This is a genomic window from Bradyrhizobium sp. 172, assembly GCF_023101065.1.
GTDB classification, from domain to species: Bacteria; Pseudomonadota; Alphaproteobacteria; order Rhizobiales; family Xanthobacteraceae; genus Bradyrhizobium; species Bradyrhizobium canariense_D.
This window is the reverse complement of sequence record NZ_CP064701.1, coordinates 2,529,801-2,555,167: the sequence shown is the minus strand read 5'-3', so window position 1 is coordinate 2,555,167 and position 25,367 is coordinate 2,529,801. Positions and strand designations below refer to the sequence as shown.

Annotated in this window: 29 protein-coding genes and 1 pseudogene; 15 read left to right on the top strand and 15 right to left on the bottom strand. The window is 62.3% G+C overall.

What is annotated here, in order from left to right:
- Nucleotides 1-40: 40 nt before the first annotated feature.
- Entirely contained in the window at nucleotides 41-637 is a 597-nt protein-coding gene (locus IVB07_RS12130) for a DUF1629 domain-containing protein (protein ID WP_247767658.1), read from the bottom strand.
- A gap of 229 nt (nucleotides 638-866) precedes the next feature.
- On the bottom strand, nucleotides 867-1,643 hold the full coding sequence (locus tag IVB07_RS12125) for a DUF4261 domain-containing protein (protein WP_247767657.1): 777 nt from the start codon (nucleotides 1,641-1,643) through the stop codon (nucleotides 867-869).
- Between the two features lie 475 nt (nucleotides 1,644-2,118).
- Between IVB07_RS12125 and IVB07_RS12120 the strand changes: the two genes are divergently transcribed.
- Both IVB07_RS12120 and IVB07_RS12115 read left to right on the top strand, forming a co-directional pair.
- Nucleotides 2,119-2,319, top strand: a complete 201-nt coding sequence (locus IVB07_RS12120) for a hypothetical protein (protein ID WP_247767656.1) — start codon at nucleotides 2,119-2,121, stop codon at nucleotides 2,317-2,319.
- On the top strand, nucleotides 2,316-2,522 hold the full coding sequence (locus IVB07_RS12115; protein ID WP_018454859.1) for a hypothetical protein: 207 nt from the start codon (nucleotides 2,316-2,318) through the stop codon (nucleotides 2,520-2,522). Before IVB07_RS12120 ends, IVB07_RS12115 begins: the two co-directional genes overlap by 4 nt.
- On the opposite strand, the gene IVB07_RS12110 is transcribed toward IVB07_RS12115, so the two are convergent.
- The 5 genes from IVB07_RS12110 to IVB07_RS12090 all read right to left on the bottom strand — a co-directional run bounded on the left by IVB07_RS12110 (nucleotide 2,516) and on the right by IVB07_RS12090 (nucleotide 4,904).
- On the bottom strand, nucleotides 2,516-2,785 hold the full coding sequence (locus IVB07_RS12110; protein WP_247335274.1) for a hypothetical protein: 270 nt from the start codon (nucleotides 2,783-2,785) through the stop codon (nucleotides 2,516-2,518). The two genes, IVB07_RS12115 and IVB07_RS12110, sit on opposite strands and share 7 nt — an antisense overlap.
- 163 nt (nucleotides 2,786-2,948) lie before the next feature.
- On the bottom strand, nucleotides 2,949-3,197 hold the full coding sequence (locus tag IVB07_RS12105) for a hypothetical protein (protein ID WP_085350655.1): 249 nt from the start codon (nucleotides 3,195-3,197) through the stop codon (nucleotides 2,949-2,951).
- Nucleotides 3,198-3,738: 541 nt separating this feature from the next.
- Entirely contained in the window at nucleotides 3,739-3,915 is a 177-nt protein-coding gene (locus IVB07_RS12100; protein ID WP_198293354.1) for a hypothetical protein, read from the bottom strand.
- A 107-nt stretch (nucleotides 3,916-4,022) separates the two neighbouring features.
- Complete coding sequence (locus IVB07_RS12095; RefSeq protein WP_247335279.1) at nucleotides 4,023-4,214, bottom strand: SANT/Myb-like DNA-binding domain-containing protein; 192 nt, start codon at nucleotides 4,212-4,214, stop codon at nucleotides 4,023-4,025.
- A gap of 450 nt (nucleotides 4,215-4,664) precedes the next feature.
- A complete protein-coding gene (locus IVB07_RS12090) occupies nucleotides 4,665-4,904 on the bottom strand; it encodes a hypothetical protein (protein ID WP_018454866.1) in 240 nt (79 codons plus the stop codon).
- Nucleotides 4,905-5,154: 250 nt separating this feature from the next.
- Here IVB07_RS12090 and IVB07_RS12085 point away from each other — a divergent pair, with 250 nt between their 5' ends.
- Both IVB07_RS12085 and IVB07_RS12080 read left to right on the top strand, forming a co-directional pair.
- Nucleotides 5,155-5,340 carry a hypothetical protein gene (locus IVB07_RS12085; RefSeq protein ID WP_018454867.1) on the top strand — a complete coding sequence of 62 codons (186 nt, stop codon included), beginning with the start codon at nucleotides 5,155-5,157 and terminating at the stop codon, nucleotides 5,338-5,340.
- Between the two features lie 269 nt (nucleotides 5,341-5,609).
- The gene (locus IVB07_RS12080) at nucleotides 5,610-6,896 is read left to right on the top strand and encodes a divalent metal cation transporter (RefSeq protein ID WP_247335282.1); all 1,287 of its coding nucleotides are present in this window, start codon (nucleotides 5,610-5,612) and stop codon (nucleotides 6,894-6,896) included.
- 148 nt (nucleotides 6,897-7,044) lie between these two features.
- On the opposite strand, the gene IVB07_RS12075 is transcribed toward IVB07_RS12080, so the two are convergent.
- A complete protein-coding gene (locus tag IVB07_RS12075; RefSeq protein WP_247335286.1) occupies nucleotides 7,045-7,233 on the bottom strand; it encodes a hypothetical protein in 189 nt (62 codons plus the stop codon).
- A 167-nt stretch (nucleotides 7,234-7,400) separates the two neighbouring features.
- Here IVB07_RS12075 and IVB07_RS12070 point away from each other — a divergent pair, with 167 nt between their 5' ends.
- Nucleotides 7,401-8,615 carry a mandelate racemase/muconate lactonizing enzyme family protein gene (locus tag IVB07_RS12070; protein ID WP_247335289.1) on the top strand — a complete coding sequence of 405 codons (1,215 nt, stop codon included), beginning with the start codon at nucleotides 7,401-7,403 and terminating at the stop codon, nucleotides 8,613-8,615.
- A 5-nt stretch (nucleotides 8,616-8,620) separates the two neighbouring features.
- Here IVB07_RS12070 and IVB07_RS12065 read toward each other — a convergent pair whose 3' ends face one another.
- The 4 genes from IVB07_RS12065 to rocF form a co-directional block, all read right to left on the bottom strand.
- Nucleotides 8,621-8,917, bottom strand: coding sequence for a hypothetical protein (locus tag IVB07_RS12065; protein ID WP_007601505.1), 297 nt, complete (start codon nucleotides 8,915-8,917; stop codon nucleotides 8,621-8,623).
- A gap of 102 nt (nucleotides 8,918-9,019) precedes the next feature.
- Entirely contained in the window at nucleotides 9,020-9,562 is a 543-nt protein-coding gene (locus tag IVB07_RS12060) for a cytochrome c (RefSeq protein WP_247335291.1), read from the bottom strand.
- Nucleotides 9,549-10,811 (bottom strand): sulfite dehydrogenase, encoded by a 1,263-nt coding sequence (soxC, locus tag IVB07_RS12055; protein ID WP_247335297.1) that lies wholly within the window; start codon nucleotides 10,809-10,811, stop codon nucleotides 9,549-9,551. The genes IVB07_RS12060 and soxC overlap by 14 nt, the downstream gene beginning before the upstream one ends.
- Before the next feature lie 161 nt (nucleotides 10,812-10,972).
- Nucleotides 10,973-11,950: an arginase gene (gene rocF / locus IVB07_RS12050; protein WP_247335300.1), complete on the bottom strand. Its 978-nt coding sequence runs from the start codon at nucleotides 11,948-11,950 to the stop codon at nucleotides 10,973-10,975.
- 267 nt (nucleotides 11,951-12,217) lie between these two features.
- Here rocF and IVB07_RS12045 point away from each other — a divergent pair, with 267 nt between their 5' ends.
- The 6 genes from IVB07_RS12045 (at nucleotide 12,218) to IVB07_RS12020 (ending at nucleotide 16,160) form a co-directional block, all read left to right on the top strand.
- Nucleotides 12,218-12,478 (top strand): hypothetical protein, encoded by a 261-nt coding sequence (locus IVB07_RS12045; protein WP_247335302.1) that lies wholly within the window; start codon nucleotides 12,218-12,220, stop codon nucleotides 12,476-12,478.
- 261 nt (nucleotides 12,479-12,739) lie between these two features.
- A complete protein-coding gene (locus tag IVB07_RS12040; RefSeq protein WP_247767655.1) occupies nucleotides 12,740-12,925 on the top strand; it encodes a hypothetical protein in 186 nt (61 codons plus the stop codon).
- 406 nt (nucleotides 12,926-13,331) lie between these two features.
- On the top strand, nucleotides 13,332-14,315 hold the full coding sequence (locus tag IVB07_RS12035) for a DUF3618 domain-containing protein (RefSeq protein WP_247335348.1): 984 nt from the start codon (nucleotides 13,332-13,334) through the stop codon (nucleotides 14,313-14,315).
- A gap of 11 nt (nucleotides 14,316-14,326) precedes the next feature.
- On the top strand, nucleotides 14,327-15,007 hold the full coding sequence (locus IVB07_RS12030; protein WP_247767654.1) for a hypothetical protein: 681 nt from the start codon (nucleotides 14,327-14,329) through the stop codon (nucleotides 15,005-15,007).
- Nucleotides 15,004-15,420, top strand: coding sequence for a phage holin family protein (locus IVB07_RS12025; protein WP_018454880.1), 417 nt, complete (start codon nucleotides 15,004-15,006; stop codon nucleotides 15,418-15,420). The genes IVB07_RS12030 and IVB07_RS12025 overlap by 4 nt, the downstream gene beginning before the upstream one ends.
- Entirely contained in the window at nucleotides 15,417-16,160 is a 744-nt protein-coding gene (locus tag IVB07_RS12020; RefSeq protein WP_247335308.1) for a hypothetical protein, read from the top strand. The genes IVB07_RS12025 and IVB07_RS12020 overlap by 4 nt, the downstream gene beginning before the upstream one ends.
- A gap of 380 nt (nucleotides 16,161-16,540) precedes the next feature.
- Here the strand turns inward: IVB07_RS12020 and IVB07_RS12015 are convergent, their stop codons facing one another.
- Together IVB07_RS12015 and IVB07_RS12010 are read right to left on the bottom strand one after the other, a co-directional pair.
- Nucleotides 16,541-19,270 (bottom strand): EAL domain-containing protein, encoded by a 2,730-nt coding sequence (locus IVB07_RS12015; protein ID WP_247767653.1) that lies wholly within the window; start codon nucleotides 19,268-19,270, stop codon nucleotides 16,541-16,543.
- Between the two features lie 59 nt (nucleotides 19,271-19,329).
- Nucleotides 19,330-20,622: a FecR family protein gene (locus IVB07_RS12010; protein WP_247767652.1), complete on the bottom strand. Its 1,293-nt coding sequence runs from the start codon at nucleotides 20,620-20,622 to the stop codon at nucleotides 19,330-19,332.
- Between the two features lie 130 nt (nucleotides 20,623-20,752).
- Here IVB07_RS12010 and IVB07_RS12005 point away from each other — a divergent pair, with 130 nt between their 5' ends.
- The 4 genes and pseudogenes from IVB07_RS12005 (at nucleotide 20,753) to IVB07_RS11990 (ending at nucleotide 24,778) form a co-directional block, all read left to right on the top strand.
- Nucleotides 20,753-22,549 carry a POTRA domain-containing protein gene (locus tag IVB07_RS12005; RefSeq protein ID WP_247335314.1) on the top strand — a complete coding sequence of 599 codons (1,797 nt, stop codon included), beginning with the start codon at nucleotides 20,753-20,755 and terminating at the stop codon, nucleotides 22,547-22,549.
- Nucleotides 22,550-22,705: 156 nt separating this feature from the next.
- On the top strand, nucleotides 22,706-23,536 hold the full coding sequence (locus IVB07_RS12000; protein ID WP_018454885.1) for an alpha/beta fold hydrolase: 831 nt from the start codon (nucleotides 22,706-22,708) through the stop codon (nucleotides 23,534-23,536).
- 619 nt (nucleotides 23,537-24,155) lie between these two features.
- The gene (locus tag IVB07_RS11995) at nucleotides 24,156-24,563 is read left to right on the top strand and encodes a diguanylate cyclase (RefSeq protein ID WP_247767651.1); all 408 of its coding nucleotides are present in this window, start codon (nucleotides 24,156-24,158) and stop codon (nucleotides 24,561-24,563) included.
- A pseudogene (locus tag IVB07_RS11990) lies at nucleotides 24,526-24,778 on the top strand (PilZ domain-containing protein). The gene IVB07_RS11995 and the pseudogene IVB07_RS11990 overlap by 38 nt, the downstream one beginning before the upstream one ends.
- A gap of 72 nt (nucleotides 24,779-24,850) precedes the next feature.
- On the opposite strand, the gene IVB07_RS11985 reads toward IVB07_RS11990, so the two are convergent.
- Nucleotides 24,851-25,138 carry a glyoxalase superfamily protein gene (locus IVB07_RS11985; RefSeq protein WP_245288406.1) on the bottom strand — a complete coding sequence of 96 codons (288 nt, stop codon included), beginning with the start codon at nucleotides 25,136-25,138 and terminating at the stop codon, nucleotides 24,851-24,853.
- Nucleotides 25,139-25,367 lie beyond the last annotated feature (229 nt).

Sequence of the window (25,367 nt, the reverse complement as noted above, 5' to 3'; positions counted from 1 at the left end):
TGCACGGTATGTGTCCCCAGGATTAAGCTGCCCCGACAGTTTAGTATGGCCTGCACTGACTATGCATCAGACCGGCCGACTTGCAGGCATCCTTCATGTCTTGATCGCATACGACGTCAGCCTCGCTATGAGCCATACGAAAGATATGCGCTTTGCCGACTGCAGCCTCTGTAAAGATCAGCTTGGAGCCAAGCATGGTCAAGTAGACCTTCTTTCCAAATTTGAGGGAGCGAGGATCGTCCTCAGTTCGGATGGTCAAACGCGATTGCGCTTCATCAAGTGCATCAAGGACGCGAACAACATCGCAGATCCAATAGTCCGGGCCATCGTAGCTACCATGCGGCACTCGCACCGTGCATTGCACAAACACAAAGGCCTCCGGATCAAGCCACTCCAATACTGCTTTTGTCCGACCCGAAATGAGCCACCAGCCGTAGTAGGGCTCCAGGTCAATTGGCAAGCTGCCGGCCGATCTATCATACACGAACCGCGCAGGCGCGGTAGAAGCCGGCAGACGGAATACCCTGTACGGAGGAAGGATACTTTCGTCCTCGAGCCAATACCCCCTTTGCCTCCCACGCTGTAGTAGGGCCCATTTCGTAAAAGCTGTGGTTTCGCGCTCTGGGTCGTTTCGCAATAGAAACTGCCCTATCCGCGCCCATGACTACGTCCCATTGAACATCATGCCCATCGGGGCACGACGAAGAACGGCCATCAACTGCCAACAAAAAAGCCCGCGGCAACCCCCGCGGGCTCGATCCAAATTCATCTCGATCATGCCATTCTGCCAGTGTTTTGCCCGACGTGTCAAATGACGTATCCTGAATGGGACGCGCGCAACTCTCTCCGCGTATCGTTACAGTCAATTATGCCGAACCATCGGTACAGAAAAGAACGGGCAAGCCTTCGAATCGATCGGAGGCCTGATAACGAGCCGAGAAGCGCTCGCGCGAGTCGCGACCAAACGTATCGCCGTCTTTGACCACAAGCCCGTGCTCAACCAGATAGACGGCAAGACCGTCCACCTTATTGACCAGCGTGGGAAGTGTCAGCTTGTGGGTCTCGAACTCGATTTCACGCTCAGCGAATGCTGACAGCCCCATCGTTACCGCTCCGATGCCTGTCTTTGATCGGAACGGCAATATGTCCACCCACAGTGAGGAAGGATAGTCTGGATACGGCGCAAACGATCGGCTGGACATGTCCAACCATAGATCGGCGGATCGTGCGACCTTGCCATTCCATACAACAGCGCAACATTCCGGCACCGTCGCAATCAATGCGCCGATAACGGCAGTCGTGAGACGAGCGGCGGGCAACGGACGCTGATTTTGGCCAAGCACAGAGACGATCAGATGCCCTCGATGTCGCGCCGCGGCCGCCTTGGCCTGCGGCCATGTCGTGGAAGCGCGCGACCACAAGCCGAGATCGTCAGGAATGGGCGCCGGCATCGACATGACGGCAACAAGCTCGTTGCCACAGCGAATGAGCGGCGAGTTTGCCTGAGCCTGTTGCGCGTCTCCATTCTCTGCAACCTCAGTTGCCAGTTCAGGATGTCGAGCGCGGAGGGCCTTCGCAAGCGCCGCCATGTCCGGCGTTGCCGGCGTGTCCAAAAGGACCAAAGCGAGCAGTGAATTGCTCATCGGCTACCCCGCACAAATTTTGGGAGCGAGATCAGATACACTGCTCTTCGCCCCGAGGTGAATTTTTGCCTTGCTAGAACAAACGCGAACACTGTCAACTCATCCTCTCGCCCGCATCGGGTGGCGAGCCACACGCACGTTGTTCTGAAATCTTCTCGCGCGTGACGATGACATCGGCTTTGCTGCACTGAGCTGGGCAGCGCTCGAGCCGGCCGCAGAGACCACACATGCCACGCTGATCATCCGGCGCGTCCCTTCCCGCGCCAGCTCAGCTCGCTTCTGTCCAAAAGTGAACATTGCCTCAACTTGAGTAACCCGCTCAAACCACTGAACCTGCTCTCGCAATTTAATCCACCGACATATCATATGATATGTCTTCTTCTCAGACGACGGCTGTAAGCTTTATCCATTGGCATCTGCCGGTGATGAGAACGCCCAACAGCGCTCCCGCCCCACGCGAACGAGGGAGACGTGCATGCAGAAGCGACGACGATTCAAGCAGACCACGACACTCGACGAACGGCTCGCCGCGGAGGCCGCGCGGCTGCGCGAGGAGGCGCGCACGCTCGCGCCGGGGCGCCGCCGCGAGATGCTGCTGCGCCAGGCGCGGCAGGACGAGACCGCCATGGATATTGCCGCCTGGCTGCAATCGCCAGGGCTGAGGCCACCGACATGACCCAGCAATATCGCGCTTACCTGGTCGGCGACAACGGCGTGTTCCGATCGGCCGAAGCGTTCGAGGCCGCGTCGGATGCGAACGCCCTCACCTTCGCGCAGCAGTTCACGCAGCACGGCAAGGTCGAGGTCTGGCAGCTCGGCCGCAAGATCGCCGTGCTCGAGCCCGAGCAATCCCCGCCGGGCGTTCTCACGCGTCAATGATCGCGTGATGCCGCAGGCGTCCTGAAGGTCTCGATGGCGAACGAGAACTTGACCTGCATCACGGGACCCTTGGCATCGCGAACGTCGATCGCCATCGTCTGCCTGCCGCCCGCGGCAGGCGCGGAGAGGATAGCATCGCGCGCCATGTCCGCGACCGACTTGGCGGCTTCCGCCTGAACGGCGCGCCAGCTGGCCAGCTCCAAGCCTTCCTCGTCGAGCGCTACACCGGTGTCGTCGCGCAGATCGAAATAATATCGGGGCATTGCAGCATCCTTTGCCCGAATAGGTCCGAAGCGGACAAAGGTTTCCGGAAGTCGCGAAAAAATCTATGGGAGATCAATGGGTTCCGGGAACTTCGCGGTTCCTACCGCGTTCGTGCCTCTTCAGGAAGCCGAAAGCGACAGGGCGAAACGACATTCGGCCCCCTCACTCCTCCGCAAGCTTCCCGACGATGTAGGCATCCACCGTTTCCGCGAACGAGCGCTGCACGCCGACCGCAGTGCCATGCTGGTCGAGCGCGTCGCGCTGGAGCACGCGCAGGCCACGGCCGCGCATGCACACCGGCGCGGTGTTCAGATATTGATCGATGGCGCCGGTCGCGAGCGGGATGGCCTTCGGGTCGCCCCTTGCGATCAGAAGCCGCAAGAGGCTCTGGCATTCGGCCAAGCCTGGCATGGGATCAGCGCCTCACGCCTGCCGTGATTTCGCCGGCCGCTTCACCGGCTGGGTGTGTGTGCCGAACAGCGCCAGCAAAAACGCGACTTCTTCCTTCGAACCGACCTGGATCATGATGATCTCCTTTTCGCTAGGTTGGTCGGGCGCAATGGGCGGGGCGTTCGAGACAACCTGGTTTCAGCACTGTTTCAGGCGTGTTTCGTCGCGGCGCGCCATGTCCACGCTCGCCTGAAATAGGAACAGCTTTTGGGATCAAAAAGTTATTCGCGCGTCGGTCCGGATGCACGACCGGCGCCCCCCACGGCCTCAGCTCGCCCCCCGGGCTGGGGCCGTTTCTTTTCGACGGCCTAGTTTTGATCTTGCCTGGGCTTCTCCCAAGACAGCTTGTTGCAGCCGGAACACCGGAAGATGGCCATCGCGCCGTCCGGTGAACTCACCGCGTCGATGAATGTCATGGGTTTGTTGCACGCAGCACAAATCGGCCGCTGCCTGGTGTCTTGATCCGCCATGCGCGCAAACGCGGGAACGGCGGAAGAGGTTTCTATCGTTCTGGAGGTTGAGGGTGCCAGATCTTCGGAACTTGCTGCTGAAGCAGTGAGATCGATGCCGCGATCTGCTCCCGCGAACGGCGCAGCAATTGTCGTGTCGTTTGGCTTGCATCGAGCTGGTGCATTTTCTGCCGGTCGAGATCCGTCTCGAAGTCCTCGCGGGTGAGCATGACAAGCTCCCGTGTTGCTGCCCATTCGCAGAGTACGTCGAGAGACGATTGAGGACCGTTCACAAGTGAACACAGGGCGGGATGCCCGCCTTCGACCCAGCCGGTCTTCAGGGTCCGCGCTTCTGCGTGACCAGGCGCAGCGCGATGCCGTGCTGCCAGGCGCGCACCCTCACTGCCGCTTCGCTGCGACCAAGCTCGCCGGCGATCTCGTCCGGCCGCGAGCCCGCTTCGGCCAACGCCTTCAGCCGCTCGTGCTCTTCCGCTGTCCACTTCTTCAACAACGGGTAGCGTGATTGCATGATTAGTAGCTGTCTCGCCTGCGTGGTCGATGCAGGCGACAAGCGGGCGAAACCCGCGAAGTTCCTATCCGAGATTGCTATGAGATCTCCGACGGGGCGTCCCGCAGATGGGCCGACGACGGCGCGCGCTCAAATCCAGACGTCCTCGCGGCACGAATCGCACCGATAGATCAGGATCGAGCAATCGCGCCTCACGTCGAAGATCGAGGTCAGGCAGCGCGTGCCCCTCTCGCATTTGGGGCACGCCGGCCCCGGCTTGTAATGCTGATCCGGCCTCGTTGCCGGGCCTGCTTGCTGTTCGCTGCTCATCTCATCCCTCGTTGGAGGACTGAGTTCCTAAGTAGCAAAGTGGACATTCGTTCCAAATCGCACGGGCAGCGCTTCTGATGGAAGCGACGGCCTAGACGCCCCATGATCGCGCCCGCCGATCATCGGCTTCGTCGTGAACCATCAAGCGGGTTTGCCCTGAACGATCAAACCGGCTTGCTGTTGGCGCCCCCCCCCCCGCAGTTCGTCCAGGCTCTCGACGGTGCAGATGCGCGCGGCGCGGCGGGCCAGTTCGTCGTAATTTTGCGCCACCTTGCGCAGCACGTCCCGCGTCTCGGGGTACTCGCAATTGTCCGCCTTGGTGCGAAATTCTTCCGCCCGCATCCGCCAGTAGCGCGGAGGGTGCATCCGCTCGGTGCCCATGGGCCACTCCCCTCGATTGGTCCGACTGTTCGTGTTCGTTAATGGAGAGCGCGTCCAACAGTTCCCGCGCAGATGTTCTGGCCCCGATCGCACGTTCAGATTGCGGCCCGCTGGGACGGCATCTCCCGGGATTGGTCGACTTTAGTTCAAATGCAGCAGGGCGGGTTCGCCAGGATGCAATTGGTTCGCGCCATGCTGGACAATGTCCCTTGCGACCAACGCAATCGGGCAAGGGCCGGAGAGATCATCGATGTATTACGTCGCCGCCGCGTTGCTGGTACTGTCGGGACTGTTCTACTCCGCGAGCCATCACGAGATCGGCTCGTTCGGCGTCACCATGTGCACCTATGGCAGTGCGTTCTGCAACAACCCGCTGATCGTCTTTGCCGGCGCCGCGCTGGCCGGCGCCTGGGGCATGTTCGTCAGCATCAAATAGTCCCGACCGCACGCGCTCAGGAGACAAACGTCTCGCCGGTGCGCGGGTTGCGCACTGGCCGGCCATCGCAGTCCGGTCGCGCTCGGAATGCGTGCCAACGCTGCACCGGGTATTCTTCGATGATGCACTTATACAGGTGTTTTGCCCGACGAGTCAAACGAAATTAGCTTTATCAGAAATCAGCGAGGCGCGCGTTACCCGCAGCCCGGGAACCTTGTTCCCTCATTAGCATTTGTGAAGGACGCGCCCCGACCGAGACCCCTCCTGCCATGACCGACGATGCCGTCAGCCCCACGAAATCCGCACCGTCGCTGTTGCAGAGGCTGGGGCCGGGTCTCGTCACCGGGGCCGCCGACGACGATCCGTCCGGCATCGCCACCTATTCGCAGGCCGGCGCGCAATTCGGTTACGGACTGCTCTGGACGGTATTTCTGACCACGCCGTTCATGATCGCGATCCAGCTCGTCAGCGCCCGGATCGGCCGCGTCACCGGCAAGGGGCTGGCGGCCAACGTCATGCAGATCGCGCCGCGCTGGGCGGTGCTGTCGCTCGTCGCCATGCTGGTCGCCGCCAACACCTTCAACATTGCCGCGGACATCGCGGCGATGGCGGAGGCGCTCTCGCTGGTGATCGGCGGCCTCAACCACGAGCACGCGCTGATCTTCGCGGCGGGCTCGACCCTGCTGCAGGTGTTCCTGCCCTATCGGCGCTATTCGCCGGTGCTGAAATTCCTCACCTTGGCGCTGTTCGCCTATGTCGCGACCGCCTTCACCGTGAAGATCCCGTGGAGCACGGCGCTGCTCGCGGCGGTGTGGCCGAAGACGAATGTCAGCGCCGACTATTTCATGATGGTCGTCGCCGTGCTCGGCACCACGATCAGCCCGTATCTGTTCTTCTGGCAGGCCTCGCAGGAGGTCGAGGAGATGAACCAGGGCAAGCGCGACAAGCCGCTGCGCGAGCTGAAGCGCGGCGGCAGTCCGGAGCTGGCGCGCATCCGGGCCGACACCCTCTCCGGCATGCTGCTCTCCAACGGCATCGCCTTCTTCATCATCCTCACCACCGCCTCGGTGCTGCACGCGAATGGCGTCACCAACATCAACTCGGCGACGGAGGCCGCCGAGGCGCTGCGGCCGCTCGCCGGCGATTTCACCTTCGCCCTGTTCGCGATCGGCATCATCGGCACCGGCCTGCTCGCAATTCCGGTGCTGGCGGGCTCGGCCGCTTACGGCGTGGCGGAGATCTTCGGCTGGCGCGCGACGCTGGAGGCGAAGCCCGACGAGGCGGTCGGCTTCTACACCATCATCGCCGCCGCCACCATCATCGGCTTCGGTCTCGGGTTCACCGGCATCGACTCGATCCACATGCTGGTCTGGAGCGCCGTGCTCAACGGCATCGTCGCCGTTCCGATCATGGCCATGATGATGCTGATCGTCTCGAGCAAGGCGATCATGGGTCGCTTCAAGGGCCGGTCGTGGCTCGTCGCGCTGGGCTGGCTCGGCACCGCGCTGATGGCGCTGGCTGTGCTCGCCCTGCTCGGCTCGTCATTGATCGGCTGACTAGCCTTTGCCTTGCGACAAGGCTGCCGAGATCTGCGAGGCGATGATGAAGGTCGCAAACACAGCCGGCACGCTGATGAAGCGCAGGAATTGGTCGATCGAAAGCATCGCTGTCTCCCCCAAGACAAAAACGTATACGCCCGCCGCGCTATTCCACCCCGTGCGCGGCGTGCTGATCGGCCGTCAGAAACTGATCGGAAATGGCGGCTCCACTCATCGTGAGCAGCGCCAGGATCGAAATCACAGCCAGAAATCTCATGGCCGGAGGGTCGATCCCGATTGTGGCCAAAAAAGTCAGAGCATGGCGCCTTTTCAGGACGATCCCGGGCAAGATCATGGCTGTCCCCACCGGATTCCCCGCGTTTTCCAATAGAACGTTCGGAAGGGGCTTCCCTGCACACCTCGCCAGGCTTCACTGCGCAGGGCCGTTAGCCTAACAATCGTGGCTGGAGCCGGGCTTGCGCCGGCCAAAGAAAAAAGCCCAGCCGGGCAACAGGGAGCGACATGACCCAATCGTCGAAAGCAACAAGTCTCGAAATTCTCGCCTGCGACGCCGGCTGGCGAAACTACCACTTCGTCAAGCTGACGACCGAGGACGGCATCGTGGGCTGGAGCGAGTTCGACGAGGGCTTCGGCTCGCCCGGCGTCGGTGCTGCGATCCAGCGCCTGTCTGCCCGCGTCATCGGGCAGAACGTTTTCCGGCACGAGCGCATCTACGCCGAGCTGTTCGCGGCCACCCGCCCTGCCGCCAGCGGCGTGGTGGCGCAGGCGCTCGGCGCAATCGAGAATGCGCTGCTCGATGCCAAGGCGAAATGTCTCGGTGTTCCCTGCTACGAACTGCTCGGCGGCAAGATCCGCGACCATGTCAGGGTCTATTGGTCGCATTGCGCAACGTGGCGGATCAATCATCCGTCCTGGTACAAGCCGCCGATTGAGAACCTCGACGGCGTCAAGGCAATCGGACGCGAGGTGCGCGAGAAGAAGTTCACCGCGCTCAAAACCAACATCTTCTCCTATGATAACGGCAAACCGACCGGTTGGCGACCGGGCTTCGGCTCGCCCTTCGCTCCCGAGATCAACGTCGATCGCAAAATCCTGCGCGATCTGCGAATGCATCTGGAAGCGATCCGGGACGGTGCAGGCCCCGACGTCGACATCTTGCTTGACTGCAACTTCAACGCCAAGACGGAGGGCTATCTGGAGATCCTGCGCACCATCGCGGACCTCGACATGTTCTGGATCGAGATCGACAGTTTCAATCCGGAAGCGCTCGGTTACATCCGCAGGCAAAGCCCGCATCCGATCTCGTCCTGCGAGACGCTATTGGGCTTGCGGGAATTCCTGCCCTATTTTCGCGAGCAGGCCATGGACGTCGCGATCATCGACACGCCCTGGAACGGCGTCTGGCAGTCGATGAAGATCGCAGCCGCCGCGGAAGCGTTCGAAGTCAACGTTGCCCCGCACAATTTCTACGGCCACCTCTGTTCGATGATGAACGCGCATTTCTGCGCCGCCGTGCCGAACCTGCGCATCATGGAGATCGACATCGATCGCCTGGCGTGGGACCGCGAACTATTCACGCATGAGCCCGAAATTCAGAACGGCCATCTGGTCATTCCGGACCGGCCCGGCTGGGGCACCGATCCGAACGAGGAAGCCCTTCGCGCGCATCCTCCCAAGAGCAGCGGCGGGTTGCTCAACTATGGCCGCAAGAGCTAAGCGTCTTACGGCGTCACTGGATTGACGGTCGGGGACGTCTTTGGCCCCGGCCGCGCTGGCTCGATTGGTGATTTCGGTTCCGTCGGGAGAATTTTGGCACCAGCGGCGCGCGCGGCTTCACCCGTGGTTGCGTACATCGCAACGTGGGCGGGCTGCGTCTTGGCGCGATTCCATGGTCCGTGATCGACGATGAGCATCGCAGCAATCGTCACCGCGGCCACAATCAACGCGATTACGCCGGGATGGCGAAGCGCTGAGGACATGGAGTTTGCGAAGCGATCCGTTGCCATCGTGGAATCCATATGCTTTTCCTCTCACAGGTTAATGCAATCGCGTCCTGCGAGTTCCGCCCTTGGCCAAGGCAAGTTCCAGGCCGATACGGGAACCTGATCGCCCCCAGGCGCTCAGTGTTTCACATCCGGCCGCGCATCGCCGACGAACTGGTCGCGGTTCGGCATCTTGACCGCCGCAAGCGATTTGGCATCGAGCGTCGCATCCGCTCCCACCAGTCCATTCAGGTTCAGGATGTACGCGGACACCGCATAAACCTCCTCATCGCTCAACGATTGCGGCGCGTTCTGCGGCATCGCGCGGCGGATGTAGTCGAACAGCGTCGGCGCATACGGCCAATAGCTACCGACCGTGCGGATCGGCCTTGGCGTTGCGATCGTGCCCTGCCCACCGACGAGCCGGTCACCGAGCCCGCCCTCGCCTTTGTCGCCATGGCATGATGCACATTGCTGGGCGAACACCTCGCGCCCTTGGCTCACCGAGCCGCTTCCCTTCGGCAGAGTGCTGCCGTCGCGTCCGATATCGATATTCCAGCCCGCAATCTCCGCAGCCGTCGCGGGCCGTCCGAGGCCGTACGGGGCTTGCGCCTGCGCGCCACTCGCGAACGCACACAGCACGATGACGACAGCAATGCCGCAAGTCTCACGCCAGCGCATTGGTCACCTCGCCGTCAGCCGCGATGCGCCAAGGCCAGATCGCGTTGTTGTGGTAGAAATAGTTCTCGCCGCGCACCGCGAGCAACTCGGAGAGCGTCGGCTGCACGTAGCCGGTCTCGTCGATAGCACGACTCTGGATCACGGCAGGCTTGCCGTCCCACTGCCAGGGCAGGCGAAAGCGCGTCAACGCTCGCGTCAGCACCGGCTCCTGCAATTGCGCGGATTGCCAACTCTTTCCCTCGTCGACGGACACTTCGACGCGCGCGATCTTGCCATGCCCGCTCCAGGCTATACCGGTGATCTCGTGGAAGCCGGACCCGTTCAGACGCTGGCCGCCCGAAGGCCGCGTGATGATCGACTTCGCCTCCATGTAGAACGAAAATTCACGCGCGGTGCCGTCCGGCAGCAGGTCGGTGTATTTCGAGGTCTCCTCGCGCGAGTAAACCGGCTCCGCAGTCACATGCAGGCGCCGCAGCCACTTCACACTCATATTGCCCTCGAAGCCCGGCAGGAACAGCCGCAGCGGATAGCCCTGCTGCGGACGCAGCCGCTCCCCGTTCTGGCTGTAGACCAGCATGGCGTCCTCAAGGCATTTCTCGATCGGGATGCTGCGCGTCAGCGCAGCCGCGTCGGCACCTTCGGCGACGATCCATTTGGCATCCGGCTTCAATCCGGCCTCCTGGAGCACCAGCTTGAGGCTGACGCCGGTCCATTCTGCACAACTCACCAGACCTACAAGGTCCGACGCGGTCTTGCCGTAAGGCTTGCTGTAGCCGGGATTGCCGGAGCATTCGAGAAAGTGGACGCGCGATTCCGACGGGAAACGCCTGAGATCGTCCATTGTAAAAATCAGCGGGCGCTCGACCAGCCCGTGCAGCATCAACCGGTGCTGGGCCGGATCGATGGTCGGAACGCCACCATGATGACGCTCGTAGAACAGTCCGTTCGGCGTGATGATGCCATCGAGCTCCTGCAATGGCGTCCGGCTGGAGGCCGAGATGTACTGCTTGAGCGTCTTCGAGATGTTCTTGACGACGCCTTTCTCGAACGGTGACGGCGCGCCGTAGGGCTGGCTTCCCATCGGTTCGCCGGGCGCCTTCATCCATTCGGGAATGTTGGGTGGAAGGTTGTGGGTCTCGGCGGCAACCGATGCGCGGGCGCCCAGGACGGTACCACCCGCCACCGCAGCACCGCCGCGCAGAAAGCGGCGGCGAGTCGTCCCCGCGGGTTTGTCGAATGTTCTGCTCATTGGCGGATCCTCGGCTGAAGCGCGACCCGCATGAAACATTCTGCGACGAGCATTTGCAATTCGCACCTGTTTCAAAAACAGTCGATTTCCATCTGGACTGATCTAAATCCGGTGGCGGCGACGGCAGTTCTCTTCTTCGCAATGCACAAACGGCTCGTCCGTCACTCGCCCGGCGCGATCGCATTGCTCGGGGTCGGCCGGTCGGCGATCTGCTGGCCGAACAGACTGCCGATCAGTTCGACCGCGGTGCGCGCGGTGCGGCCACGCTCGTCGAGAAACGGATTGAGCTCGACGATGTCGACTGATCCGACCACGCCGGAATCGTGCAGAAGCTCCATGATCAGATGCGCCTCACGATAGGTCGCTCCGCCCGGCACCGTCGTGCCCACGCCGGGTGCGACGCAGGGGTCGAGAAAATCGACGTCGAAGCTGACATGCAGCACGCCGTTGCTGGCCCTCACGCGCTCGATGACGCGGCGGATCAGCACGGCGACGCCGAACTCGTCGATCTGGCGCATGTCGACAACCCTGATCCGGCGCGTGCGCATCAACTCCTTTTCGAGCTTATCGATTGAGCGCGCGCCGAACAGGTCGAGCCTGTCGGGATCGATCGAGGCGCGCGGATCATCGCCGAGCAATCCGTCGAGGCCGGGTTCGCCGCACAGGAATGCCGCCGACATGCCGTGCATGTTGGCGGTGATCGTCGTCTCCGGCGTATTGTAGTCCGCATGTGCATCGAGCCAGAGCACGAACAGCTCGCGTCCGCGCTCCTGCCAGTGACGGGCCATGGCATTCACCGATCCCATCGACAACGTGTGATCGCCGCCGAGAAAAATCGGCAGCGCGCCGGTTTTCGCTATCTCGTAGCCTTTGCGGCTCAGCACACGCGTCCAGCGCTGGATTTCGCGGTAGTGATTGGCTTTGTCGGGGGGCCTGTCTGCGAGGTCCCGGAGCTCGGCCACCGAGAGATCGCCGTAATCGACGACCTCGAAATCCAGGCTCTCGAGCAATGTCGCAAGGCCGGCGGTGCGGAGCGCCGCAGGGCCCATCAGGGTACCGCGCTGCGAAGCCCCCATGTCGATGGGAGCGCCGAGCAAGGCGATGCGCCGGGCTCGATCCGTCGTGGTCCGGTCGGTCACAGCTGTCTCCTGAGATCAGCAAGATTGAGCCAGCCTAACAGAGATTCGCATCCGTCGTTTCACGGGGGCGGTCGGCGCGGGGGGCGCATCGTCTCGGAACAAAAGCCCGCGCGCCGAATTGCTCATTCAAGGCCGGTACCCGCCGTAAAACCACGGCGCCTGTCGCGGATAGCCAAAGGTCATGCGACCCGCTGTTCAGAACGAGCGCTCGCGCGGATAGCCAAAGGTATCGGCCTCCGCCACTTGATCAGCCCGGAGGTCGCGCACTTGAGCACGGAGATCCCGCAGTCCACCTCACATCCCGGCATGGCCGAGCGCGCCATTGATGTCGCGACGGACGTATCCCGCACCATCGGTGAAGTCGCAGGTGGCCTGCACGCAGCTGTCGACCGCATGACCTCCGCAATCGACGACGCGCGCAAGCCCGGAAAACCCCTCGCGACCGTCGCCGCGATCACGCGCGAAGCACCGCTTGCCAGCCTGTTCGTTGCTTTCCTGTTCGGCGTCGCGGTGGCACGTCGGCGCTAGAAAGACATCAAACTTGCCCCACTTCGGCTTGGCGCCTGAGAGCTTCCGCACAACGTCTTTAGCGTTGGGGGCAAATAGCGCTTCTGGGAGTGGGATTGCGTTCTTTCAGAAACACCCAGCAGGCGTGTCCCTTTCGGTCACCGCAGAAAGAGGCGGACCTGCCGCGATTGGGATCATCATCGCAATGAGAGCCGGACTTTTCCTCACTGATCTCATCCTAATTGTCGCGCGATAAGCAGCGGCATTTTCGAGTGCCGTAGAATGATTGATCCGCACCAGGTGAATACGATTATCTCCACGACCATTTGCGCATTTTTTGCACATTACCCAGACGCAAAAATGGGAATTGAAGAAGCCAAGCTGCTCGCGAAGCAAATTGCGGATGCTCTCAACGAGGCGGGACTGCAGATTTCTGCCCCCGATACGGCGAGTCCAGAAGCTGACTAGATGCCGCTGGGCGATCGTCCAGAGCTCATGTGCGCCACTCTTCCTGACCGGAGATCGGCTGTCGTTCAGCTGGTTCGTTCCTGGCGCTCAGCCAGTTGGGTCCTCAATCACAGCTCCGGCTCTTTCGATCCTCTTCGGCACCAAAATTGCTGCTTATGACAAGAAGGGCTTGCAGTAGCGGTGCACACCACGGACGACGGTCGACGCCCCGGGCCGCACGTGGGGTAGAGGCCGCTAATGGCTCCTGAGTTGTATTGCGGTCTCGACTTTGACGAAGATCAGGTCGCGCTCTCGCTCATCCCAGGTGCGCTCTGTGGATCGAATCCACTGCGAAGCGGCTCATAGGAACAATTCAAAAAACCGTGAGTTTGAATACAAGAAATCCGAAAAGCGAGAGAGGGATGTGATGACGCGGTCCGTGGAAGAATTGAGGCGTGAGTCCGAGCGAAGTCGCGCTGAGTTGGCCGCTACGGTCGATCGGCTGAAAGAGCAGGTCTCGGAGACGGCCGAGGACATCCGCCATAAGGTGTCGCCGCAGCACATCAAGTCGGAAGTATCGGACTATGTCACCCACACGACAAAGAGCTGGGTGGACGGACTGAAACAGCAAGTTATGGACAACCCGATGCGGAGCGTGGCCGCCGGGACCGCCGTGGCGGTTCCACTCCTACGCTTGGCGCGTGGCGTCCCCTTGCCGCTTTTGATGATCGGTGCCGGCTTGGCGCTCACCTCGAAAACCGTGCGAGACCGCGCCGCCGAGGTTTCCGGCCCTGCGATGGACAAGGCGAACGAGGTTTTCGAGGACATGGCGGATCGAGCGCGCGCCATGCAAGGCGATCTCAGGGATCAACTATCTTCCGCCCGCAATCAGGCCGCGAGCATGGCCGACGAGGCGCAAGATTCGACTGCCGGTCTCGCGGCGGATTTACGCGCACAGGCCTCCCAAGCCGCCGAGAGGATTGGCGAGAAGCTCAAGAGCGGGGTGGATGCGGCGAAGGACAGTGCCTCCGCAGCTAAGGACGCTGCCGGAAGGGCGCCCGAACAAGCTCGCGCGATCATTAGCGATAATGCCGCGCTAATCGCCGGGCTTGGGGTGGCGATCGGAGCCATTATCGCAGCCGCTCTTCCGGAAACCAAGGTTGAAGCCAAGGCCATGGGCCAGGCGAGCGACGGCGTGAAGCGGGCCGCCGCCGAGGCCGCTCAGTCCGGATTTGACGCGGCCAAAGATGCCGCAATGTCGGCAGCCGACGCGGCAACAAGCAGAGTCGCCGAGGCCGGCCTCGGTGAGCATGCCAGCCGCATGACTCAGAACCTCGCTGACTCGCTCAAGACAGCCGCCGACGACGTCGTCGGAGCCGCTTTCAATCCCTCCCGCAATTCCAATACCTGAAGGAACACACCATGAGCGATCTAGACCTGAGCAGAGGCACGAATTCAAATGAAGATCGGAACGCGGGTTCTCCGAAGAACCTGAAGGACCAAATGGTGGAGGCTGGAGCGACTGTGAAGCAGCGGGCGGACGAGGCCTTCCGGGCAACCGCTGACATCGCCCAGGACAAGTTCAAGGAAGCCGGGGATGCGGCCAAGGACCTCGCTTCGGGGACCATGGACCAGATTCGCGGCCAGGCACGCGAGCAGCAGCGGACTGGAGCCGAGTTCATTGAGCGACTTGCCGGCAATGTTCGGGAAGCGGCTCGCGCCTTCGAGAGCGATGTGCCTTTTGCCGCCCGCGGCATCAACTCCGCCGCGGACTATGTTGAAGATACCGCCGAGAAGATCCGCAACGGCAGCTTCCGCGATCTCCTCGATGGCGCAACCGATTTCGCGAAGCGTCAGCCAGCCGCTTTCCTTGGCGTCTCGGTGCTAGCCGGTTTCGCCGCCGTCCGCTTCTTGAAGGCCTCCGGCGGTGACTCGCCTTCATCGCGACCTGGAACGAACAGCGGAATGTCCTCGACACAGGGCGACGAATGGCGCGGAACCACCTCTTCCGCCAAAACCGGTCACGCATCAATGCAGGGCTCGTCGGCGCCCGGCAACAATCCGCAGCGAACGACGTCCTTCAAAGGCGGCAGCGTATCATGACCATTCAGCACGATATCAAGACAAGCCAGAACGATCTTCGGACCATCTCCACGCTTGTAGCGGACGCGATGGGGCAGTTCGCCAAGCTGTTCCAGAACGAAATCGACTTGGCCAAGGCTGAACTCAGCGACAGAGTGCAGAAGATAACGGGAGCAGCAGGCTTCATTGCCGGTGGCGCCCTTCTGGTGACCCCCGCCATTGTGATGGCGCTGTTCGCATTGTCGGCGGCGTTGATCTCCGCGGGATGGTCGCAACCGCTTTCCTACCTGACATCCGCGATCCTCGCTGGCGCCATTGCGGGCGTGCTGTTTGCGGTCGGCATCAATCGGATGGACGCCCGCAATCTTGCGCCGCGGGAGACCATCCGGCAGCTGGAAAAGGACAAGGACACCGTGAAGGGAATGGTCCGATGAGGAGCACGCAAACTGGCTTTTTCGACAATCTGGTCGCAGCGGCCAAGGAAAATCCCCTTGCCGCCGTTCTAATTGGAGGCGGCGCGCTGTGGCTTATGGCTGGTGACGACAGGATCAAGGGCGCAGCTCGGTCGACGGCGGCCGCCGCGTCCGGTGTGGTCGATGGCGGGGTGAGCACGATGCGGACTGCGGCATCAGCGATCCAGCGCACTGCGGCGCCTCCCACGGCGCCCGAAATGGATCACATAGGGTCCCTCGATGGCGAAGACACGTTGCAGTCAGCCAAGGACGCTGCATCCGGCGTTCTGTCAGGAACCGCGGACAAGATGAGGGCTCAGTTCGAGGACGGCCTAGAGATGGCGCGGGACGGCTTCGCTAAAGTGCGCGACCAGGTTCCGGGCGGCGAAGCCGTCTCAAAAGCAAAGTCGTCGTTGTCTGATATGCTAGAAAAGCAACCGCTGGTGCTTGGCGTCGTCGGCTTGGCCATTGGCGCCGCAGTCGCAGGGGCATTTAGAACAACCGACATCGAGAATGAGTATGTCGGGGAGACCAGCGATGCTGTAAAGGCCGACCTGAACAGCCGTGTTGGTGCCGTCTCGCAGGCGTTGCGCGAAAACTCCGACACCCTGTTAGCAGAGGTCTCCGATACGGGCGGCGAGGCTCTGGATCGGATCAGGCAGACCGGGATGGACGCAGTCGAAGCAGCCCGTGAAAGGGCCCAGTCGCCTAGTGTGCTGTGACCACTGAAGAGTCGTCGCGACGTCCGCGGCGACTCTTCAGAATTATTCCGCGTACAACATCAGCGCATCATCCAGGTGCCCAGCTCGCGCTCCCCGCTTCGTGATCAGCGCTCCTCGTAGCAGTAGATCCGCTTCGGGGATGGCGCGCTGTCGGTAAGAACAGCTCCTGGTCATCGCGACGACCGCTTGTGGTCACAATGCCAAGATCTCAACGTCAGCAACTCTGGTCCGTCATGCCCTGATAAGCGGACCTCTTGGGAGGGGCCGACACTTCGCCGATAGGCCAGATACGGAAGATCGATCAGCTTTCCGGTTTTCCCGTCAACGGCCGTCCTGCGACTTGAGCGATGTCGCGGGAACCTGCATCGAAGCTCAGGTGTTCAGGCGGCACTGACGGCGGCGCATTCGGCTGCGAAGAATTGCCGCTCGAATGCTTCCGCCGGCATCGGACGGCCGAAGAAATAGCCCTGGCCTTCCTCGCATCCCATGCTCACCAGGAAATCGGCCGTCGCGCGGTTCTCGATGCCTTCGGCCACGACCGTGAGACCGAGCTGTTTGCTGAGACTGATGGTCGACCCGACGATCGCCGCATCGTCGGAATCCGCGAGCAGACCGAGCACGAACGAGCGGTCGATTTTGAGCCCGTCGAGCGGAAACTTTTTCAAATAGCTCAGGCTCGCATACCCGGTACCGAAATCGTCGAACAGGACGCGGACGCCGAGCTGCTGGATGCGTTTGAACATGTCGAGCACGCGCGCTTCATCATGAAGCAGGATGTCCTCGGTGACCTCGAGCTCGAGCAGCGACGGCGTGAGCCCCGTCGCTTCGAGCATCCCCGCAACCGAATGCGCCAGATCGCCGGACTGCAACTGCGAGGGCGACAAATTGATCGCGACGCGCACTCTGTCGCCGGACAATTCCCAGGCGCGTGCCTGACGGCAGGCGGTCTCCATCACCCAGTTTCCGATCCGCTCGGACAGGGCCGAGCTATTGACCACCGGCATGAATTCTCCTGGCGAAACGTAGCCGCGCACGGGATGCCGCCAGCGGATCAGCGCTTCGGCCCCGACCAGGCTGGCATCGACCAGGCGAACCTGGGGCTGGTAGAACAGCTCGAACTCGCCGCGATCGGCGGCAAGCGCCAATTCACTCTCCAGCGTCAGCCGGTTCTCCAGCTCCTCCCGGATCGCGCTCTCGAAGATCACATGGCTGCCCCGCCGGGTCAGCTTTGCCTTGCTCAGAGCGAGATGGGCATTGCTCAGGAGATCGTCGGCGTTGTGCCCGCCTTCCGGATGGATGGCGACGCCGATGCTGATTCTGACGCGATGCTGCCGCGTGCCGGTCGCAAGCGGCGCTTCGAAGGCGCGCGCGATGCGCTCGGCGAACTCTGCGTCACCATCGGCGCCTTTGCGCGCAATGGCGAATTCGTCTCCGCCAAGCCGGGCAACGACAGCGCCGCGCGCCTCGGCTCTCAGGCGACCAGCGACCGCCTGCAGCACGAGATCTCCGGCCGAATGACCCAGCATGTCATTGATGCTCTGGAAGCCGTCGAGCCCGATCACGAGCAACGCGACCTCGCAAGGGCGCTGCCCCGCATCCGCGATCATGCCGACCAGTCCGGCATGCAGCGTGTTGCGGTTGGCAAGACCGGTCAGCGCGTCGTACTCGGCGAGATATCTGACGCGTTCGGCCTCACGCTTGCGGACCGAGATATCGCGCAGGATGGCTCCGTACTGGAAGCCGTCCGTTCCCTGCCAGCCCGAGAAGCTCGCCTCGACCGGGAAAGTTTCACCGTTCTTGCGCCGCCCTTCGAACTCGACGACGACCGCCCCGCCAGGGACCAGGAGTGCCTGGCGCGCGGCGTCGCGCATGGACGGCCTCGCGTCACCGTCCCCCGCCACGGCGCACAACGTTTCGAACGGGCGGCCGATGATCTCGGCGGGCAGATAGCCGAAGATCGCACTGGCGCCGGGATTCCACACGGTGATGAGCTGATCTTCGTCGGTGCAGATGAGGGCATCGCCGAGTGACATCGCGATACGATGAAAGCGGCTTTCGGCGATGCGCCCCAGGAGACCTCGGAAATCGATTTCGTCGAGTGCAATTGCCGTCAGATAGGCGACAATCGCGATGTGGAACAGCGATGTGTCGATGATGAAGGGCCATCTTGCCTGCACGAGGACCGCCACCAGCTCGAAAACCGCCCCGACCGAGATCAGGATTGCGACGCGAATTCCCGGTCCCAAGCGGCGCCACGAATACACCATCAGCAGGCAGATCCCAGCGAGACCCAGGATCATGCCGGTATCAGAGGTCCAGCGCAGCATCCGGTTCTGGAGGATCGATTCCGCTGCCAGCGCCTGGAGGATGGGTCCGGAGATAATGCGGCCATTCGGAACGCTGAAGCGGTCGCCGAGTTCGAGCGCCATCGCTCCAATGATGATCTTCTTGTCTCTCAGCTTGTCGAGAGTGGCGGTTTCGCCGCGGAGCACGTCGACGTAGGAGACACTCGGAACCGAGCCCGCCCGAATGCTGAAATCGATCAGGAAAGGCGGCCGCCGATTGGCGTCCTGCCCGGCCAGCACGACGGCCATCGACGGCATCACGGCCTCGCCGAGCTTCTCGCCGAACGGATAGCGGCGAACGAGCCCGTCGGATTCGATCGCGACATTGACCAGCGCCGGCCACGACTGGTTGCCGAACGGCTTCAGGGGGCGATTGATGTGAGCTGCGCCGCCATTCGGCGCGGGCTGCTTGAAGGACGGCAGGATGGTCGAGCCCCCGGCCTCACGCAGCGCTTTGACGAAAGCCTCGTCGGAGGCCGGATCGGATGGCGAGCTGAAATCGACGTCGAAAGCGACGTCCTGCGCCCCCGCGGCCTCTAACCTGTGCAATAGTTCCGCGTGCAGCCGGCGCGGCCAGGGCCACACCCCGATCTGATCGATCGAGGGCGAGTCGATGGCCACCACGACGACATTGCCGGTCGCGGCACGCGATTGCCAGGCGAACCGCAGGTCGGTCAGCGCGTTGCGAAGCGCACCATGCCACCCCGTGGACAGCACGATCGCCAGCGCTGTCACGACAAGAATATGCGGCCGAAAGCGTCCCACCCGATCCTCCTGCGCACCCGCTTCCGCAGGTGCGCCCCCTCATCCCCTAAGACATCGCCTCAGTGCTTGTTGTGGCCAAGGGCATTGCCGTGACCATTGCTGCCGTTGCCGCCGCCATTGCCGTTGCCGTTGCCGTTGTTACCCCGGCCGTTACCGGTGGCGCCGTTGTTGCCGTTACCATTGCCGGAATTCCCACTGCCGGAATTGCCGTTACCGGATTTGCCCTCGTCCGGTTTGGTCTTGCCACCGGAGTCTCCGTTGCCGCCGCCAGAGCCGTCGCTGGATGCACCGGCCTTGGTGGCGGCTATTGTCGTGCTCGCAGCCGACGAACTGGTGCCAGCCGTCACGCCGCTGCTCGTGGTCACCGCAGTCTGGGCGGTGCCGTTGGATGCCGTTGTGCCCGCTTTCGAGTCGCCCCAGACCGTCTCGGTGCTGGCGTAAGAGTTGCGCGCCTGTCCGGGGGCACCGCCGCCGTGGGCGAGCCCGTGCGTGACCTTGTGGACGTTCAGCTTGACCTCGCCCAGCGAACTCGAGATGCGCACGACGCCGGGCTTTGCAGCATCAGCCTTGGCAGCACCGCCCTTGGGCGCGTGAGCTCCGGCCGCCTGTTGCGATGGCTTGGGCGCGGCGGCCGCCTTGGCGCCCTTGTCGATCGGACCGAGCGCATGGATCGCATGGCCGTTCGCGGCGTTGCGCGGGGCCGACAGGCCCGATTTCGGGACCGGGACGCGCTCGATGCTCGAGGCGCGCGGCTTGCCGTGCTCGATCGGATTGAAGGTGCCGGAGCCGCTCAGAGAGAGGCCGGGCTTGCCATGCTCGAAGACGGTGGCGGCCTGCCCCGGCAGGACCTGGGCGATCTGCCCGGTCTTGAAGTCGGAGACCTCGACTTGGCCGCGAAGCACGCCCACCTTGGTGCTGCCCGCATTCACGGTGACGCTGAACTGGGTGCCCTTGACCACGGCGGCGAGATAGGGCGTCTCGACCTCGAAGTGCTTGACGTTGCGCTTCTCGACCTCGAGCAGGATCGAGCCCGCCTGCTGGATGATGGTGGTGGAAAGGCCTTCCTTGCTCTCGGTCGGTAAACCCACCACCGAGTTGGGAGAGATCAGGATCGTTTCCTCGCCGCGGACGAGCAGCACGCGGCCATTTCGTCCGGTGCGAATGGTATCGCCGGGCTTGAGTGCCTCCTGTTGGTCCAGCGAAACCTGCTGCGCGCCGCTGGTGGCGACCCAGACCTCGCCGCTGGCCTTGCCGACCGACCAGACGCCCTCGTCCGCGGCGGATGCGACGGAGGCCGTTCCCAGGATCAGCGCAGCCGCCAAGGCGCACCGCATTCCAATTTTGCTCAGCATGACGATCCTCAGTCCCCGTTACAGCCGGCCTTGAGGGGTATCCGAAATCACTCAACATAGGATTAGCAGGAAGCGGCCACCGGAGCGGTCGCGTTAACCATTCGTTGACCATAAAAAACTATGAAAAATCATGTGGCTAACGAACCCTTACCGCTTCACGGGCGCATCTCCGTCAAACTACGGGGACAAGCGAGTCGCGCGCGTTGGGAAGCGGCATCTCGTTACCACAGCGGTGCTGTTGGCGCCGATCTTCGCGGGAGTTCCTCAGGCTTTCGCTCAGCAGGCGAACCAGCCAGGGTTCGATCCGCGCCAACCTCAGAAATATTTTGAAAACCAAACCGAGCGGGAATCGCTGAGCCGTCCGCCGGTCAGGCTCCCGACAGTCGACCAGCCCAGCACCGGCGGCGCTACCAAGCCTCAGTTCGTGCTGCGCGGCATCAACGTCAGCGGAGCCCGGGCCGTTTCGCCCGATCGTATCGCCGCGGTCTATCAGCCTTATGTCGGTAAGAAGGTTTCGCAGGCGGATCTCGCCGCGATCGCCGGCGCGATCAGCGATCTCTACCGCGCCGATGGTTTTCACTTGAGCCGGGCGATCGTGCCGCCGCAGGACATTGCCGACGGCCTGCTCCGGATCCAGGTGATCGAAGGGGCCATCGTGCAGGCCGAACTGAAAGGCGATGGCGCCGAGCAGTTCGGCGTGAGACCGATGCTTGGGCCGGTTCTGGCCGAGCAACCGTCGCGCCTGGCAACGCTGGAACGCCAGCTCTTTCTCATCAACGGCAGACCTGGTGTCCGGATCACCGATACCGCACTGGAGGAGATCGGCGGTGCGACCGGCCGCTTCCGCCTCATCGTCTATTTGAAGACCTGGCACGTCTTCTCCTCATTCGGTCTGGACAATCTCGGCTCATCATCAGTCGGGCCGTGGCAGACCTACGCGACCGGCGCGTTCAACTCCTATCTCACCCCCGGCGACACGCTGGCGGTCAACCTGTCGACCATCGCCAACGACCCCCGCCAGCTTGGCTTCGCACGGCTGTCCTACGATGCACCTGTCGGTGTCGACGGCGTGCGTCTCGGCGGGTCCGTCCTGTACAGCGCGGTTCGGCCGGGCGATGCCCGCCGCCTCGACAGCGACATCACCACGACCGAGGCGTTCGAGCTGCGTGCCGGCATCGTCCCATTGCAGTCGCAATCCTCCTCGCTGACCCTGACCGCGGCGACGACCTTCAGCAACGTGTCCGAGCATGATCTTTACGGCCCCTGGTACAACGACCACATCAGGACCGCGAGCCTGACCGCCGACTACCGGCTCCAGGATCATTTCGGCGGCACCAATTTCGCGACGCTGACCTACCGCCAGGGCCTCGACATCTTCGGTGCCTCGCATTTCGACGACGACCTGTTGTCGCGCGACGGCGCGTCATCGAACTTCTCCGTGCTGAACCTCTGGTTCACGCGCTACCAGACGCTCAACGATGTCTGGTCGCTCAAGGTCTCCGCTGCGAGCCAGACGGCGTCACGGCCGCTGTTCACCTCGCAGCAATTCTATCTCGGCGGCGCTGCCTTCGGGCGCGGCTATGGCGCAGCCGAGATCAGCGGTGACAACGGTCTTGCCGGCTCGCTCGAACTGCGCTTCGACCAGAAGCTCAATTTCCGCTACTGGACCGGCTATCAGCTCTACGCGTTCGGTGACGCCGGTGCAGTCTGGAACTACGGTTACCGCCTGAGCGAGGGCCTGTCGCTGACCTCGGCCGGAGCTGGCGTGCGGTTCTTCCTGCCGGACGATTTCCAGGCTGATCTCGGCGTGGCCCTCCCCCTGAGCTACCGGGCGCCCGACAACGAGCGCCGCAGCCCGCGCTTCCTGTTTACTCTGTCAAGCGCGCTGCGGCTCTGCTCCGAACGCGGCAAGGGCGGTTGTCTGTAAACCCCTTGTCCTTCGCGCTGTAGCCCTCGAGGTGCGGCCCTTTTTGGGCCCAGGCTCATAGTCTTGCCTAAATTTAATCCCGTAACCTGCTCACGATCGCTCGATCCGGGAGTTCCCAACGACCATGTTCAGTCAAAAGTGATTTGAGACGGAACCATGAAAAAGGTGTTTGCAGTTCTGGCGTTTCTCTCCGTCCTCGGCGTCGGCCAGTATTTCGTCGTCAGCCGGTTCGCGATCCGCCATGAGGTGTTGACCCTGTTCGACGCCGCCCGCCAGCGGCCGATTGCGGTCGAAATCGCTGTACGGCGCGATTACGAGACCAAGGCCAATCTCGGGCTCTGGAAGCTCCCGCTCGCCATCATCAGCAACGGCAATACCGTCAAGGCCACCGAATATTCCTTCTTGGCCAACGTGCTCGCCGCACGCGGTTATCTCGTCGCCAGCATCCAGCAGGATTTGCCGAGCGATCCGCCGCTGATGACCAAGGCCGGTCAGCAATATGTCGGCCGGCGCGAGGTCTATATCCGCTGCGAGGCCAACATCCTCTTCACCTTGGGCGAGTTGAAGCGGCGGCAGGAGAACGCCGACTACGACCACATCACGCTCGTCGGCCATTCCAACGGTGGCGACGTTTCGATGTATGTCGCCCATCAGCACCCGGAGCTGGTGTCGAAAGTGATCACGCTCGACAATCTGCGGGTGCCTTTCGTGCTTAGCGACAACATGAAGATCCTGTCGTTCCGCTCGAAGGATCCGCATTTTGTAACCGATCCCGGCGTGCTGCCGACGCCGGAAGAGGCCAAGGCGCGCGGCATCGACATTATCCACACTGGCGCACAGCATACCGAGATGAGCGATCGCGGTCCCGATGCGGTCAAGGAGAAGATCCAGGCGACACTCGACCGCTTCCTGCGCGACAGCGCCAGCAGCGCGCTCGCCCCGGCCGATACGCGAAGCCCGATGATCATGAACCCCGGCGACTATTAGTCCGGCCCTTGCGGCAGATCAAGGCTGCCGCGAGCCGACCACGATAGAAAGGCCTCGCCATCTCGGAGAGGCACGTGTCGCACTCCATCGAAAGCCTCGATACAAAAAGACTCGATACGACAAGCTTTGGCCTGCCCGCGGCAAGGACGCCGAGATTCGCCCGGCATCTCTATCGTTCGGCTCGAAAGCTGCTGCGGTCGATCATCGCCCGCATCGACCTCTCGCAGTTTCCGGGTTCGTGTTGCGGATGAGGACGGCGTCGCGAGCCAACAACACACAGGGCTTCCCTATGCACCGGCATTTAAGACGAATTTGCCTGCTGGTTGCAATGCCCTCAAGCGAGGGCACGTCGTCCGCTCCTGCCTAGCGTAATTTTGAAACAAGAGTACTTCCTCCATGTCCCGTCCGCTTCTGGCGCTGTCATTGGCCAACCTCACATTGGCGCAGCTCGCGACCACAGATGGTCTGAGGAGGCTCGCGAACCGGCGCAGCTTCGATACCTTCCTGCGGGAGGCCTATGTCAAGCACGCCATTCAATCGGTGCTGCTGATCGACATGGACCAGTTCAAGGGCGCCCTGGGCCACCAGGCCAGGGAGTTGCCTCCAGCGCATTGCCGAGGTGATCGGAAGCGCCACCGCAAACACCGGAGGATTGTCGGCGCGGTATGGCGGCGAGGAATTCGCGGTGATCCTGCCCGGCGTGAACGAAGAAAGGGCGGTGAAGGTGGCCGACGCGATTCGGATGCTGGTCGCTCGTTTGCAGATCCACCATCCGCGCTCGCCACGAAAGTACGTGACGATAAGCCTGGGCGTTGCCGAAAAGGGCGACGCCACCACGGATGAGTTGGCGCTCACCCGTGACACTGACATCGCTTGTACCACGCAAAGGTACAGGGCCGGGACTGCTCGGTCGCAGACTCGTCGCTGGTATCCTCGCGCCTGGAAATGCCGTCGCTGGTGCCCTCACTGCCTGATCTGGAGGGCGCGTGATGAGAGCACCGGACAAGCGAGGGACACGGCGAGTTGAGTTCGAGCGGGCCATTCCGGCGAGCATGATGGCGATCGACGGAACGCGGCAGCGCGCTTGCACTTTGAAAGACGTATCTGACGTCGGAGCCAAGCTTTCATTGAGGGCTCCGTGGAGGGGCTGCTTTTGAAGGAGTTTTTCCTGGTGCTCGTCCACCGGGCATTGCCTATCGCCGATGCGAACTGGCGTGGGTACCGGCGAGAACGCCGATATGATGGATATCATCCAAGATTGGATCGTCGACCGACGAAGTCTTCTGAACTGCGATAACAATTTCGCGCTGCTGTCTAGAAGCTTGGTTCAATGCATGAAGGGTTTCGGGCGGCAGGCGAACACCGGATAAGTCGCACCGGGGAATGGCTCAAGGTCGCGCATAGAATCGCAAAGAAGCGTCTCACGGCCCTATTCATCGGCGCGTCCGACCGCACTAACAGCTTTTGACCACCGCTCTCGATTTCGGCAGACAGCGTATTCCAATCCGCAACGCCAAACATCTTAGAAACCAGCTCAAGGCTCTCGCTATGACTGATATTGACAGCTCTTGCGGAAAGAGAACTGCGCAGCGTATGCGCCATAGCCTTTGCATCGCGAAAATCGCGCGTGACTTCTTCCTTTGAGTAGAGCGAACCCGGTATGTCAGGTGGTGCGTTTCTGACCCGGATGCTCCGATCAAGGGAAGCCATGAAGGGCGGCCCGATACTTTTACCGTTCCCGTAAGGGTGCAACCAGCTGGTCGTATCAACCGGCGCGAAGTTTCGCCGAGATATAGCCGAGTGTCAATCAGGCGTTTCGCGCCAACACGGG

Coding starts and splice junctions, on each gene's coding strand:
- IVB07_RS12085 (WP_018454867.1), top strand. CDS start 5,155: ATGTATTACGTCGCCGCCGCGTTGCTGGTACTGTCGGGACTGTTCTAC.
- IVB07_RS12095 (WP_247335279.1), bottom strand. CDS start 4,214: ATGCAATCACGCTACCCGTTGTTGAAGAAGTGGACAGCGGAAGAGCAC.
- IVB07_RS12040 (WP_247767655.1), top strand. CDS start 12,740: ATGATTGATCCGCACCAGGTGAATACGATTATCTCCACGACCATTTGC.
- IVB07_RS12075 (WP_247335286.1), bottom strand. CDS start 7,233: ATGATCTTGCCCGGGATCGTCCTGAAAAGGCGCCATGCTCTGACTTTT.
- IVB07_RS12065 (WP_007601505.1), bottom strand. CDS start 8,917: ATGGATTCCACGATGGCAACGGATCGCTTCGCAAACTCCATGTCCTCA.
- soxC (WP_247335297.1), bottom strand. CDS start 10,811: ATGAGCAGAACATTCGACAAACCCGCGGGGACGACTCGCCGCCGCTTT.
- IVB07_RS11985 (WP_245288406.1), bottom strand. CDS start 25,138: ATGGCGCATACGCTGCGCAGTTCTCTTTCCGCAAGAGCTGTCAATATC.
- IVB07_RS12070 (WP_247335289.1), top strand. CDS start 7,401: ATGACCCAATCGTCGAAAGCAACAAGTCTCGAAATTCTCGCCTGCGAC.
- IVB07_RS12010 (WP_247767652.1), bottom strand. CDS start 20,622: ATGCTGAGCAAAATTGGAATGCGGTGCGCCTTGGCGGCTGCGCTGATC.
- IVB07_RS12000 (WP_018454885.1), top strand. CDS start 22,706: ATGAAAAAGGTGTTTGCAGTTCTGGCGTTTCTCTCCGTCCTCGGCGTC.
- IVB07_RS12025 (WP_018454880.1), top strand. CDS start 15,004: ATGACCATTCAGCACGATATCAAGACAAGCCAGAACGATCTTCGGACC.
- IVB07_RS12035 (WP_247335348.1), top strand. CDS start 13,332: ATGACGCGGTCCGTGGAAGAATTGAGGCGTGAGTCCGAGCGAAGTCGC.
- IVB07_RS12060 (WP_247335291.1), bottom strand. CDS start 9,562: ATGCGCTGGCGTGAGACTTGCGGCATTGCTGTCGTCATCGTGCTGTGT.
- IVB07_RS12125 (WP_247767657.1), bottom strand. CDS start 1,643: ATGAGCAATTCACTGCTCGCTTTGGTCCTTTTGGACACGCCGGCAACG.
- IVB07_RS12115 (WP_018454859.1), top strand. CDS start 2,316: ATGACCCAGCAATATCGCGCTTACCTGGTCGGCGACAACGGCGTGTTC.
- IVB07_RS12110 (WP_247335274.1), bottom strand. CDS start 2,785: ATGCCCCGATATTATTTCGATCTGCGCGACGACACCGGTGTAGCGCTC.
- IVB07_RS12100 (WP_198293354.1), bottom strand. CDS start 3,915: ATGCTCACCCGCGAGGACTTCGAGACGGATCTCGACCGGCAGAAAATG.
- IVB07_RS12005 (WP_247335314.1), top strand. CDS start 20,753: ATGTGGCTAACGAACCCTTACCGCTTCACGGGCGCATCTCCGTCAAAC.
- IVB07_RS12090 (WP_018454866.1), bottom strand. CDS start 4,904: ATGGGCACCGAGCGGATGCACCCTCCGCGCTACTGGCGGATGCGGGCG.
- IVB07_RS12020 (WP_247335308.1), top strand. CDS start 15,417: ATGAGGAGCACGCAAACTGGCTTTTTCGACAATCTGGTCGCAGCGGCC.
- IVB07_RS12080 (WP_247335282.1), top strand. CDS start 5,610: ATGACCGACGATGCCGTCAGCCCCACGAAATCCGCACCGTCGCTGTTG.
- IVB07_RS12030 (WP_247767654.1), top strand. CDS start 14,327: ATGAGCGATCTAGACCTGAGCAGAGGCACGAATTCAAATGAAGATCGG.
- IVB07_RS12105 (WP_085350655.1), bottom strand. CDS start 3,197: ATGCCAGGCTTGGCCGAATGCCAGAGCCTCTTGCGGCTTCTGATCGCA.
- IVB07_RS12120 (WP_247767656.1), top strand. CDS start 2,119: ATGCAGAAGCGACGACGATTCAAGCAGACCACGACACTCGACGAACGG.